The following is a 17,799-nucleotide window of genomic DNA, read 5'->3' on the forward strand; positions in this document are numbered from 1 at the left end:
CATGAAGATCACCGCGTTCAAGACCTACATCGTTCCGCCCCGCTGGATGTTCCTGAAGATCGAGACCGACGAAGGCGTCAGCGGCTGGGGCGAGCCGGTCATCGAAGGCCGCGCCCACACTGTGGAGGCGGCAGTGCACGAACTGTCCGACTATCTGATCGGCAAGGATCCCAGGCTCATCGAGGACCACTGGAACGTCATGTATCGCGGCGGCTTCTACCGCGGCGGCCCGATCCTGATGAGCGCCATCGCCGGCATCGACCAGGCGCTGTGGGACATCAAGGGCCGGGCACTGGGCGTGCCGGTGCACGAGCTGCTGGGCGGAAAATGCCGCGACCGCATCAAAGTCTATTCCTGGATCGGCGGCGACCGGCCCTCCGACGTCGCCGACGGCGCCAGGGACGTGGTGGCGCGCGGCTTCACCGCGCTCAAGATGAATGGCACCGAGGAATTGCAGATCGTCGACAGCCACGACAAGATTGACGCCGCCGTCGAGCGCGTCGCCATGGTGCGCGAGGCCGTCGGCCCACATATCGGCATCGCCGTCGATTTCCATGGCCGCGTCCATCGGCCGATGGCGCGCGTGCTGGTCAAGGAGCTCGAACCCTACCGGCTGATGTTCATCGAAGAGCCGGTGCTGAGCGAGAACCGCGAGGCGCTCAAGGAGATCGCCGCCCTGTCGTCGGCGCCGATCGCGCTCGGCGAGCGGCTCTACAGTCGCTGGGACTTCAAGAGCGTGCTGCAGGAAGGCGTGGTCGACATCATCCAGCCCGACCTGTCCCATGCCGGCGGCATCACCGAATGCCGCAAGATCGCGGCCATGGCCGAAGCCTATGACGTGGCGGTCGCACCGCACTGCCCGCTCGGGCCGATCGCGCTGGCTGCTTGCCTGCAGCTCGACGCGGTCAGCTACAATGCCTTCATCCAGGAGCAGAGCCTCGGCATCCACTATAACAAGTCCAACGACCTGATCGACTACGCCAGGAACAAGGACGTGTTTCGCTACGAGGACGGCTACGTCACCATCCCCGATGGCCCCGGCCTCGGCGTCGATGTCGACGAGGACTACGTCAAGGAACGCGCCAAGGAAGGACACCGCTGGCGCAACCCGGTCTGGCGCCACGCCGACGGCTCCTTCGCCGAGTGGTGACGGACGGCACGCATTCGCCCCACATCACAACCATACGACGGCAGACGGTGCTTTTCCGGCGAGCCGGTAACGGCTGTTCGTCAGAATTCACGCTTCAGCAAGGTGCGGTCGACCGATAGCGGACCGGCGCCGAAGGCGGCCAGGAACAGCGCAGCGACCGTCCACAAGGCCGACAACCCCTCCGCCTTGAACTGCACCTGATGCAGGAACATCGCGCCGCCGTCAGCAGCCAGGTTGCGGATGCCGTCGGCGGTGAAGAGCGCCTGGCCGGCAGCCTGGGCGGCCACAATGCCCTCCTGCGTCAAGGCCATGGCGCCATAGGGATTGCTCCAGTGGAACCAGAAGGTGACAGCCAGCATGAGCGCATTGGCCAGCGCGACGGGGCGGGTCAGGAAGCCGGCCAGGATCATCAGCCCGCCAACAAACTGCAACGCAGCCAGCACGGCTGACCAGAACCATCCGGGATAAAAGCCGATGGCCTCGGTGAAACCAGCCATGGCGAAAGGCGACTGGATCTTTGGCCAGCCTTCGATCACGAGCATGGCCCCCACTACCAGGCGCAACCCCAGGAAGGCGAACGGTTGGGCGACATGGCCATAGAACCTGCCCATGCCGGGCAGCACCAGCTTGGTGGCGGATTGGTCTTGCATGATGGTCACTCCCGAAATCCTTGGTTCAAAATCTCTGATTGCAGATCACGTGCGACGCTCCAGGCGTGTCAGTGCGCGTTAATCGCCGTCAGTCTTCTTGCCCTTTCCAGCGTGGTGATGGGCGATACGAAAGGCGCGCCGGTCGACATGCTGGCCATAGAGCAGACTCGCCACGACGAGCAGCACGCCGACGCTCTGAATCATTGACGGCACCATTCCCCGGAACACTGCATCCAGCGAGAACGCGGTGAGCGGCGTCAGCAGGAAAAACGGTGCGATCGCGGCTGCGCCGGCCCCTTCGATGGCCTTGAACCAGAATATGAATGCGACGGCGGTGATCAGGATCGCCAGGATGGCGAGGCCCAGCACGTTGGTGCCAGTCAATGTGGCGGGAACGTCGCCCAGCAGCGCGGCAACGACCGACAATTCGACACCCGCCACCACCAATTGCCAACCGGTGAAGGCCAGCAGAGACTTCGGACGCCCCCATTTGTGCACCAGCAGGCCACCCAGTGCGACCGACAGGGCCGCACCCAGTGCTGCCAACACACCAAGCAGGTCGATGCCGGCATTTCCTTTGAGAACGATCAGCGCAACACCAAAAACGCCAACGGCGACGGCACCGACTTTCCGTGCGGAGGGGATGGCCCCGAGCAAGGGCCAAGCCAGCAGGATCATGAACAGCGGCCCCAGCGCCTGGAACGTCGCGGCGACACCACCCGGCAAACGGATGGCGGCAACGAAGAGCAGCCCGAAGAACAGCCCGCTGTTCAACGTTCCGAGAATGACGAGCCGCCACCACCATCCTCGGGGTGGCAATTCGCGCACGAACAGCAGCAGCGGAAGCCCGCCGCCAAGCGCCCTGACTGCGCCGATGAACATGGGGTTCTGCGGCAGCATCGTCGTGGTGATGATGTAGGTAAAGCCCCAGAGCATGGCCGCCATGGCGGCAAAAAGTCTCGGATTCATGTCAGCTTCCTATCGATTCGTTGCTCGCGCCCAAGGCATTCGCCTCGATGGAAGAAGGTATGTCCGGGACAAAGGAGGTGGTAGCCATCGAAATTGGGCTGCACCGTCCTGAAAACAGGACAATGCCCAAGCGTGAAGCGGTGCACCTCTTTCGGAAGCGCGGCGCGGCATGATGGTCAGGGCCCGAAGGCGCGCTCCACCATCACGACGGTGGCAATATCTGCACGGAAAATGCCGGTGGCCAACGAGGCCTGGCTTCGACAAAGAACGGCGCCGACGCGCCGCTCTTTTCGTTCCGGGACCACTCTTCGCAGTCAGCTCAAGCCCGCTGCATCAGCCACGCTTTCGCATTGGCGGCAGGTCGGTGCAGACGCCTTCTGCGACCTCGGCGGCCATGCCGATGGTCTCGCCGAGAGTCGGGTGGGGATGAATGGTCTTGCCGATGTCGACAGCATCCGCCCCCATCTCGATGGCCAGGCAGATCTCGCCGACCATGTCGCCGGCAGAAGGTCCGACGATGGCCCCGCCGATGATGCGGTGCGTCTCCTTGTCGAACACCAGCTTGGTCAGGCCGTAGTCGGCGCCGTTGGCGATGGCCCGACCGGACGCCGCCCACGGGAACTTGCCAACTTCGATGGCGCGCCCCGCAGCCTTGGCCGCGTCCTCGGTCACGCCGACCCAGGCGATCTCGGGATCGGTATAAGCGACCGACGGCACGATCTTGGCGTCCATGAAGCTCTTGAGCCCTGTCGCCGCCTCGGCGGCAACATGGCCCTGGTGCACGGCCTTGTGCGCCAGCATCGGATTTCCGGTGACGTCGCCAACGGCGAAGACGTTCTGGTTGCGCGTGCGCATCTGCGCGTCGACCTCGATGAAGCCCCTGGCATCGAGCGTGACGCCGGCCGCAGCGAGTTGCAGCGCCTCGGCTGCCGGTCGCCGGCCCGCCGCCTGCAGGATCAGGTCGTAGCGCCTGACGCCAGCGCCCTCGCCGCTCGTCGTCACCGCGAGCCCGTCCGTCTCCGCGACGACGCTTTCGACGCGCGCGCCGAGAAGCATGGCATCGAAGCGGTGGGCGTTTCGCTTGCGCCAGATCTCAACCACGTCGCGGTCGACGTCGGGCAGCAGCCTGTCAAGTTGCTCGACCACGTCGACGCGCGCGCCGAGCGCGCTGTAGACGGTGGCCATTTCGAGCCCGATGATGCCACCGCCGATGACCAGCATGCGTTCAGGGATGAAGGGCAGTTCGAGCGCGCCGGTGGAATCGACGATGCGCGGATCGTCCGGCAGGAACGGCAGCCGGACGGGCACAGAGCCGGCGGCGACGATCGCCTTGGCGAAGACGATCCTGCGGCTCGCGCCGTCGGACAGGGCAACGTCGACAGCGTTGGCGTCGGCAAATGTCGCCGTACCCCTGACCACCTCGACCTTGCGCAACCGCGCCATGCCCTTCAGCCCGTCGGTCAGTTTTGAGACGACACCGGCCTTGAAGTTGCGCAGCTTGTCCAGATCGAGGGTCGGCGTGTCGAAGGCAACGCCATGGTCGGCGAGGCGCTCGGCCTCCTCCTTGATCGCCGCGACGTGGAGCAGCGCCTTGGAGGGGATGCAGCCCACATTGAGGCAGACGCCACCCAGCGTCGGCTCGCGCTCGACCAGGATCACGCGCTGGCCGAGGTCAGCAGCGCGGAAGGCGGCGGAATAGCCGCCCGGTCCGCCGCCGATCACCAGCACGTCGCAGTCGGGCGCCGCACCCGGGGCCGGCGACGGCGTGGCTGCCGGGGTCGGCGTGGCGTCGGTGGCCGGTACTTCCGGTTTCGCCGCCGGCCTGGTTTCGCCTGGGGCAGCTGCCGCTTCCACAGTAGCGATCAACGCGCCCTTGGAAACGCGCTGGCCGACGGCAAGCTCGACCGAAGCGATGCGTCCCGCAAAGGGCGCCGGCACGTCGATCGAAGCCTTGTCGGATTCGAGCACGATCAGCGTCTGCTCGACGGCGACGTCGTCGCCCGGCTTGATGTGCACCTCGATGACGGCGACATCCTTGAAGTCGCCCATTTCGGGCACCCTGATTTCGGTGATGCTCATCTCGGCCTCAAACGATCGCGCGGCGGAAGTCGCCCAGGAGGGCAGCGATGTGGCCAAGGAACCTGGCCGCGGCGACACCGTCGATGACGCGGTGATCCCACGACAACGAGACCGGCATGATCAGCTTCGGCTGGAAGGCCTTGCCGTCCCATATGGCTTCCATCGCCGAACGGCCGGCACCGAGGATCGCAACTTCGGGCGCATTGATGATCGGCGTGAAACCTGCCCCACCTATGCCGCCGAGCGACGACACCGAGAAACAGCCGCCCTGCATGTCGGCGGCCGACAGACCGCCCCCGCGCGCCTTGTCGGCCAGCGCCCGCATCTCGGTGGCGATCTCGAGCACGCCCTTGCGGTCGCAATCGCGGATCACCGGCACCATCAGCCCCTTCGGCGTGTCGGCGGCAAAGCCGACATGGACGTAGTTCTTGAGCACCAGCTCCTCGCCGTCGAGCGAGGCGTTGAAACGCGGATAGGCCTTGAGCGCCAGCGCCGACGCCTTGATCAGGAAGGCGACCATGGTCACCTTGGCGTCCTTGTTTGCCGCATTGAGTTCCTTGCGGAACTCCTCGAGCCCGGTCACGTCGGCCTTGTCGAAGTTGGTGACATGCGGAATGGTGAGCCAGTTGCGGGTGAGATTGCCGCCCGAGATCTTCTGGATGCGCGACAGCGGCTGGCGTTCGACGGGGCCGAACTTCTCATAGTCGACCGCAGGCCAGGCCGGCAGGCCGGCACCGATGCCGGAGCCCGACACCTGCACCGAGGATCCGCCCGCCAGGCGTTCCTTGATGTGCGCCGTAACGTCTTCGCGCAGGATCCTGCCCTTGGCGCCGGACGGTTTCACCGTGCCAAGGTCGACGCCGAGCTCACGCGCAAAGGCGCGCACCGACGGCGTCGCATGGGCGCCTGCCGAGGTCTCCATGGCCACCGCCGGCCCACTGCTCACGGGCGCCGGCGCTGGTGCTGGCGCTGGTGACGCCTGCACCTGAGCCGGAGGCTCGGCCTTGACGGGCGGAGCTGCCGGAGCCGCTTCGGGCTTACTGGTTTCCGGCGCCAGTGCTGCAGGCGCCGTTGCCGGCGCCGTTGCATCGATCGTCAGCAACAGCGCGCCCTGCGACACGCGGGTGCCGATCGACACCGCAAACTCCCTGACGGTTCCGGCGAAAGGTGCCGGGATCTCCATCGTCGCCTTGTCGGATTCCACCGTCATCAGTGGGTCTTCCACCGCCACGACGTCTCCCGGCTTCACCAGGAACTCGACGACAGGGACATTCTTGTAGTCGCCGATGTCCGGCAACCTGACTTCCATTTGCTGGCTCATATCAACTCTTTCAGAACTGGAACTCGACCCGGATCAGCGCAGCCAGGGCGCATCGGCCGCGACGTCGAGGCCGTAGCGGGCGATGGCGTCGGCAACCGTCTGGCGCGTCACCGACCCTTCGGCGGCGAGTGAAGCCAGGGCTGCCACGGCGATGTGGCGGTGGTCGACCTCGAAGAAATCGCGCAGCGCCGAGCGCGTGTCGCTGCGGCCGAAGCCGTCGGTGCCGAGCGCGGTGAACGGCGCCTCGACATAGGACGCAATCAGCTGCGGATAGGCGCGGACATAGTCGGTGGCGGCGACGATCGGCGCCTTGCCGGGCAGGCAGTGGGCGAGATGGCTGACCACCGGCTCGCCGAGCGGGTTGTAGCGGTTGTGACGCTCCGCCTCGCGGGCATCGCGCGACAGCTCGGAGAAGCTGGTGGCGCTCCACACCTCGGAGGCGACGCCCCAATCATTGGCGAGCATCTGCGCCGCCTCGATCACTTGCGGCAGGATGGTGCCGGAACCGAGCAGGCGGACAAGGCCGGCACTCTTCTTGGGCTTGTGGCCGGCGATCTTGTACAGCCCCTTGATGATGTCGGCTTCCACGCCAGCCGGCATCGACGGCTGGGCGTAGTTCTCGTTCATCGCGGTGATGTAGTAGAACTCGTCCTTGCCCTGCTCCATCATGGCGCGGGCGCCGTGGTCGAGAATGACCGCCAGCTCATAGGCGAAGGTCGGATCGTAGGCGCGGCAGTTCGGAACGGTCGAGGCCACCAGCAGGCTCGAACCGTCCTGATGCTGCAGGCCCTCGCCCGCCAGCGTCGTCCGGCCTGCGGTCGCCCCGATGAGGAAACCGCGCGAGCGCTGGTCGGCGGCAGCCCAGATCAGGTCGCCGACGCGCTGGAAGCCGAACATCGAGTAGTAGATGTAGACCGGCAGCATGGCGAGGTTGTGCACGCTGTAGGACGTCGCGGCGGCCACCCAGGACGAGATCGCACCTGCTTCGGTGATGCCTTCCTCGAGCAGCTGCCCGTTCTTGGTTTCCTTGTAGTAGAGCATCGAGCCGGCATCCTCTGGCTCGTAGAGCTGGCCGACCGGCGAATAGATACCGACCTGGCGGAACAGGTTGGCCATGCCGAAGGTACGCGCCTCGTCGGCGACGATCGGCACGATGCGCGGCCCGATCTCCTTGTCCTTGATCATGTTGCCGAGCAGTCGGACCGCAGCCATGGTCGTCGACATCTCCTTGCCTTCGGCATTGAGGGCGAAGTCGGCGTAGCTCTGGAGCGACGGTATCGCCACCGGATCCGCCGTGCGGCGGCGCGCCGGCAGGTAGCCGCCGAGCGCCTCGCGGCGCGAGCGGAGATAGTTGAGCTCGGCGCTGTCCTCAGCTGGCTTATAGAACGCGACCTGCTCGGCCTGCTCGTTGCTGATCGGCAGCGAGAAGCGGTCGCGGAAGGTCAGCAGGGCGTCGACGTCGAGCTTCTTGGACTGGTGCACGGTCATGCGCGACTCGCCGGCAGCGCCCATGCCGAAACCCTTCTTGGTCTTGGCCAGGATGACGGTCGGACGCCCCTTGGTCGCCCTGGCCGCCTCGAAAGCTGCGAACAGCTTGCGGAAATCGTGGCCACCGCGCTTCAGGGCGTCGATGTCGTTGTCAGACATGTGGGCGACCAGCGCCTTGACTTCGGGATCCTCCTCGAAGAAGTGCGCCAGGTTGTAGGCGCCGTCCTTGGCGCCCAGCGTCTGGTACTTGCCGTCGACGGTGGCGGCAAAACGACGGAGCAGCGCGTGCTGGGTGTCGCGCGCAAACAGCGCATCCCACTCCGAGCCCCACAGCACCTTGATGACGTTCCAGCCGGCACCGCGGAAGGTGCTCTCCAGTTCCTGGATGATCTGGCCGTTGCCGCGCACAGGACCGTCGAGGCGCTGCAGGTTGCAGTTGATGATGAAGGTCAGGTTGTCGAGCTTTTCACGCGCTGCAATCGACAGGCCGGCGACCGATTCCGGCTCGTCCATCTCGCCGTCGCCGAACACGCCCCAGACATGGCGGCCTTCGGTGTTGGCGAGGCCCCGGTCGTTCAGGTAGCGCATGAAGCGGGCCTGGTAGACAGCAGTGATCGGGCCGATGCCCATCGACCCCGTCGGCACCTGCCAGAAGTCGGGCATCAGCCAGGGATGCGGATAGGAGCACAGGCCGGTGCCGCCGATCTCCTGGCGGTAGTGCTGGAGATGCTCTTCCGAAAGCCGCCCTTCGAGATAGGCACGGGCATAGACGCCGGGTGCCGAATGCGGCTGGAAAAAGACCACGTCGCCGTCGCCCTCGCCGGTGTCGGCACGGAAGAAGTGGTTGAAGCCGACCTCGAAGATCTCCGCCGCCGAAGCATAGCTGCCGATATGGCCGCCGAGCTCGCCATAGGCCTTGTTGGCCTTCACCACCATCGCCAGCGCGTTCCAGCGGATGATCGCAGTGATGCGCTCCTCCATGGCGAGGTCGCCGGGGAACGGCGGCTGCTTCTCTAGCGAAATGCTATTGCGGTAGGGCGAAAACGGCAGTGCCTCATGAACGATGCCGAGCTCCTTGGCCTTGCGATCGAGCTCGCCGAGGATGAATTCGGCCCGCGTACCGCCCGAATTGAAGAACACCGACTCCAGCGAGGCCAGCCAGTCGGCCGTCTCCTGCGGGTCGCCGTCGTGTCCGGTGCTGGCCTCACCGAAAGGGGCGGACGGGGTCTTAGTGAGCATGATGGCGCTCCAGTTCCTTAGGTTTCCACTTGCGCGCGACAATAGCGGCAAGGCTCCGGCATTTCCTGCCGAAGGTGTTGCAAATTTCAGAGAATGCAGCAGATATGGCCGCGATAGATTTGAATTGAAGCAGGATATACCGCAGATGAATCTTGACGCGATAGACATGCGCATCCTGGCGGAGATCCAGGAAGACGCCAGCCTGACCAATGTCGAGCTTGCTGCGCGCGTCGGCCTGTCGGCTTCGCCGTGCCTTGCCCGCGTACGCACTCTCGAAGAGGCGGGCGTCATCACGCGCCGTGTTGCCCTGCTCGATCCGGTGATGCTGGGCGCCAATGTCAGCGTCTTCATCCAGGTCACGCTGGAAAAGCAGACCGAGACGCTGCTCGAGGTTTTCGAGGCGGCGATGGGGCGTTTTCCCGAAGTCATGGAATGCTACCTGATGACCGGCGATTCCGACTACCTGCTGCGCGTAGTGGTGCGCGACACCGTCGCGCTCCAGCACTTCATCGTCGACCGCCTGTCCAAGACCCGCGGCGTCTCCAACATACGCTCGAGCTTTGCCCTCAAGCAGGTCAAGTACAAGACCGCCCTGCCGCTCGAGGACCTCGCCAGCCCGCAGGCGCGCCGATAGCGCGTGCGGGCCGGCGTCTATGTCGAGCATCGCTGCCATCATCTGAAGGTCGCGGTCAGCTGCGGGAAAGCCACCAGCAGCAGGACCAGGAACACGGTGCAGGCGAGGTAGGGCAGCACGGCCAGGCTGACCTGTCCCAGCGTCGTGCCCTTGGGAGCGACGCCGAGCAGGACGAACAGCCCCATGCCGAATGGCGGCGTGGCGAGCCCGATTTCCAGCGAGATCAGCATGATGATGCCAAACCAGATCGGGTCATAGCCGAGGCCGAGCGCGAGCGGAAAGAAGATCGGCACGGTCAGCATCATGATCGACGCCGCTTCCATGAACAGCCCCAGGAACAGCAGCACGCCGAACATCGCCGCAAGCAGCACCACCGGCGCGACATCGAGCGATGTGGCCCAGGAAATGAGCCCCGGCGAGGCGCCGGAAAAGGCAAGCAACTGACTGAAGGTCGACGAGCCCATGATGATCAGGAACACCATGCCGCTGACCTTGGCTGAACCGACGATCGCCTTCTTGAACGCTATGACGCTGAGGCTGCGGAAGCAGGCAGCGACGATGACCACGCCGAGCACGCCGAATGCCGCAGACTCCGTCGGGGTCGCGAGGCCAAGCACGATCAGCCCGACGACGAGGAAGATGACGAACGCCATCGGCAACAGGTTGACGGCGACCAGTCGTGTGATCTCGCCCCAACTCGCCGGTTCGACGTCATAGCGCGGCGCGGCGTTCGGATCGATCCGCACCGAGATGAAGATCACCGCCGCATAGAGCAGCGCCAGCAGCAGGCCGGGCACCAGGCCGGCAAGCAGCAGCGCGCCGATGTCGAGATGGGCAAGGCTGCCGAGCAGGACCGCCAGACCCGACGGCGGAATGATGATCGCCAGGCCGCCGCAAGCGACGATCGGGCCCATCGAGAGATGGTCCTTGTAGCCGCGCCGTGTCATCTCCGGCAGCAGCGATGCGCCGAGCAGCGCCGTATTGGCCATGCTCGACCCAGACAGCGCCGCAAACAGCGTGCCGCCCGACACGGTCATGTAGGAAAGCCGCCCCGGCAGGCGCCCGAACAGCTTGTCGAGAACGTCGAAGATGCGGTTCGAAACACCGGTGTGGAAGAACAGCTCGCCCATCAGGATGAACAGGGGGATCGTCACCAGCGTGAATGAGGTGATCGAGGTCGTCGCGTTGGCGACGAGTTGCTCCAGCCCCGCCTGGCCGCCGATGAAGACCAGGACGCCGATCATGTTGGCGAGCAGGAAGGCAAAGGCGACAGGCAGCGTCGAGGCCATCGACACGATGATCAACCCGATGAGCAGCGTGCCCGAGAGATACCAGAGCATGGTCACAGCCCTCCCGTCGCATCGTGGGCTTCGACGTCGGTCGCCGGCGACAGGCCCTGACGCAGGAACTCGACCGCGCAGAGGCCGAAGCCTGCCGCGATCACCGCGAACAGCGCCCAGCGCGGCATCTCGATCGAGCGGATGTCGAGCTCGCCGCGGCCGTGGACGTCGATGCCCATGCGAACGGCGATGACCACCACCACCATGCAGACGCCGAAGCCGACGAGGCTCACGCCTCTGTGGAGAAACGATTGTCCGGCGGCGGACAGTGTCCGGCTGAGGATTTCGATGCGCACATGGCCGTGGTGCCGCACCAGATAGGGAGCGATCGCCATGGTCAGAAGCAGCATGGCGTATTCGGTCGCCGCACTCGTCCAGATCGGCGGCTGCAGGCCGGCAGCGCGCGCGCCGACGTCGTAGAGAACGGATACGCAGGTGAAGACCAGCGCTGCGCCCGCCAGGCCGACGCAGCATGCGTCGCTGATGGTGTCATAGGTCTTAGCAATGGAAGCCACGTTTTCTATCTCCAGATTTTTCACGGTCGTGCCGCCGACGCGTCCTTCGCGCCGACGGCACCCTGGGAGGATTATCTGGAGAGCGCGCGACGCAGCGCGTCGGCGTTGTCGGGCGCATTGCGCGCCAGACGCTCCCAAACGAGTTGGTGGGCAAGTGCCTTGTACTTGGCCCCGGCATCGGTGCTCAGTTCTACGAACTGCACGCCCGACTTGGCGATTTCGGCCGCTTCTTCGTCGGCCTGGATGCGGTAGGCATCCATGGTCTGCGCTTCCTGCGCGATGGCTGCATCGACCAGCACCTTGCGGGCTGCCTCCGACAGGGCGTCGAACTTGCCGGCGTTCATCACGATCAGGGTATCGATCTGCCAGACGGACGGGCTGACACGGGCCTTGATGAATTTGGTGACGCCGACGTCGCGGAAGTTGATGGCGGTTGCTGCCAACCCATTGACCATGCCGCGCTCGAAGGCCGAGAAGGTCTCGGGCGGCGCCATCATGACATTGGTCGCGCCCATCGCCTCGAACCAGTCCTTGTAGGCCGAGGACGAACGCAGCTTCAGGCCGCGCAGATCGGGGACACCCTCTTCGGTCAGCTTCGGCGCTTCTGTCAGGTACAGGTAGAAACCGACGCCGCCGCTCATCCAGGCCAGCACCTCGGCATTCAGCTTCTTGCGCCAGATCCCGGACAGCAGTTCGATGGCACCCGCCTTGCGCGCCTCGACAGGCGTCAGCTCGGATGCTTTCAGCGCATCGGCTTCGGGCACCACGCCCGAATAATAGGAAGCGGCGCCGAACTGGATGTCGAACACGCCATTGCGGATCGCCGTGTCCTGCTGGTCGGCGGGCACGACTTCAGGGCCGCCGACATGCTCGATACGGACGACGCCCTTGCCGGCCTCATTCACTCGCTCGACAAAGCGCAGGTACTCCTTCACCACGGCATAAGAACTCGGCCAGGTCGACACCGATTTGAGAACGATCTCGTCGGCAGCAGCGCCGAATGGCGCAAGAGCCACGATGGCAGCAATGCAAATTCTGAAAAACTTCATCGATTTCCTCCCTTCGATGCGGCCTGCACCCCGGCGCGATGTCCTCCGGCACCCACCCTGATCAACGGCCAGGATCGGGTCCCTCCATCGAACCAATGCACGATCAATGCTCAGGCCGTATATTCAGATTTGCGTATTATGATAATTTTGTAAATAGCAAATACAGCTATTACCATTTTTTGGGATTGAAGCCGCACGCATCTCGACGACCAGCACAACCCTGGCCATTCCAGAATGCAATAAGCCCGGCGGAATGCCGCCGGGCTTGCTCCAATCAATCCAGGATTAGATCAGAACGATGCGTCGAGGCGCAGGAAGCCGCTGAACGAGCCGTCAGTCGGATAGCTGTCGCCATCATTGTAGTTGACCGCCAGCTTGGTGCGCAGGTTTTCGACGATCTTGTAGTCGATGACGGCGCCGATCGCCCAATCGTCGGCATTGAGATCGACGGTCTGGCCCGTGGCGAAGTTGCCGATATGGCGGTCGCCAAAATACTGGCCGCCGACGCCGATCGAGAGCTGCTTGTTGACGGCGTATTTCAGATAGCCGCCGGCCGACCAGTCGTAGCCGGAGTACGGCGCAAGCAAGCCAAACCAGGTCGCGCCAGACTCATAGGTCGCGATCGCCTGGATGGTCAGCACGTCGGTCGCCTTGATGTTGGCGAGAGCCTTGAGGGCGAATTCCTCGAAGCGGTCGTCATAGGCGGCGTAAAGGTTGACCGAACCCCAGCCCTGCGACACCGACACCTTGCCGGTGATGAGCGGCACGTAGTCGAAGTTGTTGTCTTCTTCCTCCAGGCCGACCGACACGGCAATGCCGTTGCCGGCGTCGAACGAGTAGCGGATCTGGTTGATGAAGGTACCGCCGCCCTTGTCGAACTCGCCGTCGAGATTGCCGTCGAACAGCGTATCGTTGCGACCGACCATCAGGCCACCGAGTTCGAAGAAGGCATAGCGAATCTTCGAGGTTGTGGCGTCGGAATAGCGGAGATAACCAGCCGGATCAGCTGCATTGCGAGCGAACTCGCCGCCATCGTTGGCGAATTCGAGTTCCATGAAGCGGCGGAACGTGCCGTATTCGGTTTCCGAACGGGCGTCGAGATTGACGCGAGCCTTCGTCGACTTGATCCAGCCATCGTCGTTGTCCGAGACGTCGATCTGGTAACGAACGAGGCCGCCGACCTTCAGGCAGGTCTCGGTGCCCGGGATGTAATAGAAGCCCGCGCCATAGACGTCGCAGACACGGACGTATTCCATCGGCTCCGCCTCGGCAACGACGACAGCATCGGCCGCATGGGCACCGGAGATCGAAAGCAAAGCCGCAGCCGAACCGAGAGAAATTCTCTTTATATTCATGACCTAACCTCAAGTATCATTCTTGATGATGGGCAAGGTATATTTGCCGATTACCAGCATCGACACCAAAACCCCCGAAGCGGAAAAATCTCTGTTCCTCCAATTTTCCCGCCAAGGCTTGGTATCTTAATATGACCTAATCTACAAAAAGAAATTCGCAAATTTTGATAATTATGAACTTATCGTGATATTAAAATCACAATATTTGAAACAAATAATACAATATGCACAGATGGCACGAATAATTATAAAGCAGTTTGTGCCAAATGTATTATTCTATCGGCTCGCATATTAGATTTCTGCTTTAAATTTCGCGTATTCGTGAGCCGCCGACACGACGTCGTCCACCATATCCTGCCTAAGTAATTCAATCGGGACACGGCCATCGAGCAGGAGCGCCGGATGCACCATCCAGAACCAGGCAACCCGCGGATGCGCGATGTGGGCGAGCACCTCCCGAATCCCCGAAGCGGGCCTTCCGTCGACAAACTGGGCCAGCGGAAACACATGGCGCTGACGTCCCTTGCGCAGGGCAACGACCTCATTTCGCCGGTACCAGCGATGCAGGGTGGATCGCGGTATCCTCAGCTTCTCCTCGAGATACGTCGCTCCGGCCACGGGGCCCGCCCAATCTTCGAGAACCATCGCTTCGAGATCGCCGCGACGTTCGGCCCGTGTCGGGCCGGTGACCGTCGACATTGTCGTTTCGCCCGCAACGGGGCGCGACGCATCCAGTTGGTCTTGCCCGGAGGCCTCTGCAGCAACGGCGTGGACAAACTGCGACGCCAGCCCAGCCAGGTCGGATCGCATGCCGCCGATGGCCCTGAGGTCGCAAAGGGAAAGGCGGGCAAGGGCGGCCGCTATCTCGGCAGCAAGTTTCCCTGCCGCGCAAATCAGGCCATCACAGACGTAGACATCGTCTCCGGCGAAAACCTTCCGGACCTCTTTGGAGATGATTTCGGCATACCTGCCGGAATTGGTGTCTTGCAGATGAATGTCGACATTCATTGTCATTCCCCCGGGTTGAGACGATGGAGAACAGCAGGTAAGAGAATGCAGGCTCGGAAGGACGCCGGCTGGCTTGCCACGCCGCCCACACTTGGCCGAACCTCGGATGAGCCGGAACAACAATCCAGTGCCTGGTTCCGGGCATGGACCTGCCGTCGCCGGTCGGCGAAGGCGTCCGCGCCTAGGTCGGCACGCCGCATGGCGCGGCAATATTGTTTCGCGACAACTTCATCGACTTCCTCCCTTCGATGCGATTTGCGCCGGACGTGACGTCCTCCGCCGTCCCGCTTCCGGCCAAACCGACCCAGACGGCATAGCCGTCAAGCCGGCATCCGCCAGGCACGCAAATCATTTCAGCAGTATTCGCATATATTGATAATTATGTATGTGTCAAACATCTAATTTACTGAATTTAGATATTAATGAGCAGTTGGAATGCCCTGGCACCGCAACCTCGGGCGCCGCTAGCCATCTTCACCTCACGGCTCCCTAATGGCCGTCAGGACCTCTCACCGCACGCGGCAAGCATGGCCTTGACCCTGTCGGCAAAGGCGGTGGGCGATCCGGTCGTCGCCGCAGCCACGTAGCGGTCGGGGCGCACGAGCATCAGCACGGTGCGGCCTTGCGGCATGATCCGGCCCATCAGCCCGTCCAGTTCACGCACGACTTCGATGTCGGCCGCGGCTTCGCGTTCCGGCAGCGTGGTCGAAGGCAGGATTGCCAGCGGCCGCCCGACATCGAAGCCCATCCACTGACTACGCGCCTCGTCGAGCACGCGCTGCGCGTCGTCACCGAAGGCGATGAGACGGAACCCCGGCCCCAACAGATCATCGAGCAGCACGCGCTGGCCACCGGCCGTCTCGACCATCGGCTGCAGCGCCATGCGGCCGGCGATGTTCAGCTCTTCGTCGTCGGTCCTGATGAAGCCCTTGGTGTAGTGAGGCTTAGGCTTGTATTTCATCTGGGCAAAATAGGATTGCACGCTTGGTATGAGGCTGCTGACCCGGAAGGCCGTCTGGACCAGCCAGGCGTGCAGCCGAGACGACGGCACCATCACCCCGCCAGAGCGGACCGCGAGCTGGATCAGCGCCGACGCATGCGGCCGCCTCTCCGCCTGGTAGGACTTCAGCAATCCCGCCCCGATCTCGCCCTTGACGACGGAGGCCAGCTTCCAGGCGATGTTGTGGGCGTCACGAACGCCGCTGTTCATGCCCTGCCCGGCAAATGGCGGCGACAGATGCGCGGCATCTCCGGCGAGGTAGACACGATCGGTATTCCAGCGGTCGGCGATGCGGGCATGGAAGGTGTAGATCTGCCTGCGCACCACTGGCTGGTCGGCGTCGGGTCCATAAGCCGAGAGCAGTCGGTGGATCGCCTCGTCGCTGGTCATCGAGCCATCGTTTTCATGGTCGTGCAGCAGGAATTCGTAGCGGCGGATGCCGCGCGGTCCGGGCAACGTGATGAACGGGCGCGCCGGATCGCACATGATGCGGGTCTGGCGCAGTCGCTCGCGGGTCGAGGCAAGGTCGACGATCAGCCAACGCTGCTTGTAGGTCGAGCCGTCGAACGTGGCGCCGACATGCTTGCGCGCCATCGAGCGCGCGCCATCGCTGCCGACGAGATAGGCGGCACGCACAGTCGCCGCGCGGCCATCCCCAGCCTTTAGGTTGAGCACAACACCGTCGGCCTGTTCGTCGATCGCTTCGCACTCGTGTCCAAACAGGGTTTCGACATTTGCGAAGCGGCCGAGGCCCCGGCACAGGGTCGCCTCGATGATTGGCTGCGAGAAGGCGTTGCGCTTGGGAAAGCCGTAGTCGCGGCTGCTGGGCGCAACGGCCAGGAAACGGGTTCCGCGCGCCGAATAATAGTAGGAGCCGTAATCCTGGGCGACGTCCTTGAGCACGTCGTCGACCAGCCCGGCCGCCTGCATCGTCCGCAGCGATTCATCGTCGATCGACACCGCGCGCGGCTCGCCGACAGTCGAGGCGTTGCGCTCGATCAGGATGACGCGGATGCCGGCCTGGCCAAGCAGGTTGGCCACGGTCAAACCGGTCGGCCCGGCGCCGAGCACCGCGACATCGCATTGATAATCGGCCATCTCCGCCTTTCCTTCCATTGCTTCGCTGGCGGTCGCAAGACATGCGTCCAGCGGTTCCCGGAGGCACAACCCACGGGATCAAGACCTTTGCGGTCCTTGTTGCTATGCGCGCGGCGCTAGCCGACGGCGATCTGGCCGGCGAGTTCGCTCTCTTCCGAGCGCCGCAGCTGTTCGGTCAGCAGGCTGGCCGACGAGACGAGCAGCAGCACCAGCCGGCGCTCCAGGTCCTCGTGGTTGATCTTCGCCTCGAGGATCAGGCTGATGCTCGCCGACAAGCCCATTTCCGGCACCGAAATCGGCGCAGCGATGGCGATCAGCGACGGATCGATCTCGCCATATGAGATATGGTAGCCCTGCTTGCGGATGAAGCTGAACAGGTCACTCTTCTGGCTGAGTTCGGCGGCCTCCGCCGAACCGTTGCCGCTTCCGCCCGCCAGCAGCTTCTTGCGCTGCTGCGCCGGAAGCTGGGCCAGTATCACCTTCGACGTCGATCCCCTGGTCAGCGGGATCGGTCGGCCCCGCTCGAACAAGCTCCACTCGAACTCGACATTCTTCGCCGCCTCGTGGTCGATGCACATGACCATGTCGTTGCAAAGCCGTGACAGCAGCGCAACGCACGGCACCCGAGCCTGCAGGACAACCTCGTGCAGCAGCGAGCTTCCGGCGCGCACCACCGGATCGGTATTGCGCGCCAGCCTGTCGTAGCGTGGAAACGCGGAGCCCAGCCGATAGCGGGCGCCGGTCGCCGGTTCGAGGAACGATGCCTTCACCAGGTCCCGCACGATGCGGTAGACGGTGCTTGCAGGCATGTCCAAGGCATTCGCCATCTCCTGGACGGACCAGACATCGGCGCTCTCGCTATAAAGCGACAGAACCGCAACGAACCGATCCAATCCCGACATGA

At 63.8% G+C, this 17,799-nt stretch carries 14 protein-coding genes; 2 read left to right on the forward strand and 12 right to left on the reverse strand.

Annotation, left to right across the window (positions count from 1 at the left end):
- The first annotated feature begins 1 nt into the window (after nucleotide 1).
- A complete protein-coding gene (dgoD, locus tag GGR00_RS21305) occupies nucleotides 2-1,150 on the forward strand; it encodes a galactonate dehydratase (RefSeq protein ID WP_184700983.1) in 1,149 nt (382 codons plus the stop codon).
- Between the two features lie 80 nt (nucleotides 1,151-1,230).
- On the opposite strand, the gene GGR00_RS21310 is transcribed toward dgoD, so the two are convergent.
- From GGR00_RS21310 to mdeB, 5 genes are all read right to left on the reverse strand, one after another.
- Nucleotides 1,231-1,800, reverse strand: coding sequence for a DoxX family protein (locus GGR00_RS21310; protein WP_184700985.1), 570 nt, complete (start codon nucleotides 1,798-1,800; stop codon nucleotides 1,231-1,233).
- A gap of 78 nt (nucleotides 1,801-1,878) precedes the next feature.
- Entirely contained in the window at nucleotides 1,879-2,745 is an 867-nt protein-coding gene (locus GGR00_RS21315; protein ID WP_210315102.1) for a DMT family transporter, read from the reverse strand.
- Nucleotides 2,746-3,102: 357 nt separating this feature from the next.
- A complete protein-coding gene (gene lpdA / locus GGR00_RS21320; RefSeq protein WP_184700989.1) occupies nucleotides 3,103-4,848 on the reverse strand; it encodes a dihydrolipoyl dehydrogenase in 1,746 nt (581 codons plus the stop codon).
- 7 nt (nucleotides 4,849-4,855) lie between these two features.
- Nucleotides 4,856-6,169, reverse strand: coding sequence for a dihydrolipoyllysine-residue acetyltransferase (gene aceF, locus GGR00_RS21325; RefSeq protein WP_184700991.1), 1,314 nt, complete (start codon nucleotides 6,167-6,169; stop codon nucleotides 4,856-4,858).
- A 33-nt stretch (nucleotides 6,170-6,202) separates the two neighbouring features.
- Nucleotides 6,203-8,896: an alpha-ketoglutarate dehydrogenase gene (gene mdeB, locus GGR00_RS21330; RefSeq protein WP_184700993.1), complete on the reverse strand. Its 2,694-nt coding sequence runs from the start codon at nucleotides 8,894-8,896 to the stop codon at nucleotides 6,203-6,205.
- 145 nt (nucleotides 8,897-9,041) lie between these two features.
- On the opposite strand from mdeB, the gene GGR00_RS21335 reads away from it, so the two are divergent.
- Complete coding sequence (locus GGR00_RS21335) at nucleotides 9,042-9,530, forward strand: Lrp/AsnC family transcriptional regulator (protein ID WP_184700995.1); 489 nt, start codon at nucleotides 9,042-9,044, stop codon at nucleotides 9,528-9,530.
- A gap of 38 nt (nucleotides 9,531-9,568) precedes the next feature.
- Here the strand turns inward: GGR00_RS21335 and GGR00_RS21340 are convergent, their stop codons facing one another.
- From GGR00_RS21340 to GGR00_RS21370, 7 genes are all read right to left on the reverse strand, one after another.
- On the reverse strand, nucleotides 9,569-10,870 hold the full coding sequence (locus GGR00_RS21340; protein WP_184700997.1) for a TRAP transporter large permease: 1,302 nt from the start codon (nucleotides 10,868-10,870) through the stop codon (nucleotides 9,569-9,571).
- Nucleotides 10,871-10,872: 2 nt separating this feature from the next.
- Nucleotides 10,873-11,385, reverse strand: coding sequence for a TRAP transporter small permease subunit (locus GGR00_RS21345; protein WP_184700999.1), 513 nt, complete (start codon nucleotides 11,383-11,385; stop codon nucleotides 10,873-10,875).
- A gap of 71 nt (nucleotides 11,386-11,456) precedes the next feature.
- On the reverse strand, nucleotides 11,457-12,434 hold the full coding sequence (dctP, locus tag GGR00_RS21350) for a TRAP transporter substrate-binding protein DctP (protein ID WP_184701001.1): 978 nt from the start codon (nucleotides 12,432-12,434) through the stop codon (nucleotides 11,457-11,459).
- Nucleotides 12,435-12,724: 290 nt separating this feature from the next.
- Complete coding sequence (locus tag GGR00_RS21355; protein WP_184701004.1) at nucleotides 12,725-13,789, reverse strand: porin; 1,065 nt, start codon at nucleotides 13,787-13,789, stop codon at nucleotides 12,725-12,727.
- A 291-nt stretch (nucleotides 13,790-14,080) separates the two neighbouring features.
- The gene (locus GGR00_RS21360) at nucleotides 14,081-14,797 is read right to left on the reverse strand and encodes an antitoxin Xre/MbcA/ParS-like domain-containing protein (RefSeq protein ID WP_184701006.1); all 717 of its coding nucleotides are present in this window, start codon (nucleotides 14,795-14,797) and stop codon (nucleotides 14,081-14,083) included.
- A 499-nt stretch (nucleotides 14,798-15,296) separates the two neighbouring features.
- The gene (locus tag GGR00_RS21365) at nucleotides 15,297-16,895 is read right to left on the reverse strand and encodes a bifunctional 3-(3-hydroxy-phenyl)propionate/3-hydroxycinnamic acid hydroxylase (protein ID WP_184701008.1); all 1,599 of its coding nucleotides are present in this window, start codon (nucleotides 16,893-16,895) and stop codon (nucleotides 15,297-15,299) included.
- 116 nt (nucleotides 16,896-17,011) lie between these two features.
- On the reverse strand, nucleotides 17,012-17,797 hold the full coding sequence (locus GGR00_RS21370; protein ID WP_184701010.1) for an IclR family transcriptional regulator: 786 nt from the start codon (nucleotides 17,795-17,797) through the stop codon (nucleotides 17,012-17,014).
- Nucleotides 17,798-17,799: the final 2 nt, after the last annotated feature.

It is taken from the genome of Aminobacter aganoensis (genome assembly GCF_014206975.1).
In the GTDB taxonomy this organism is placed as follows: Bacteria; Pseudomonadota; Alphaproteobacteria; order Rhizobiales; family Rhizobiaceae; genus Aminobacter; species Aminobacter aganoensis.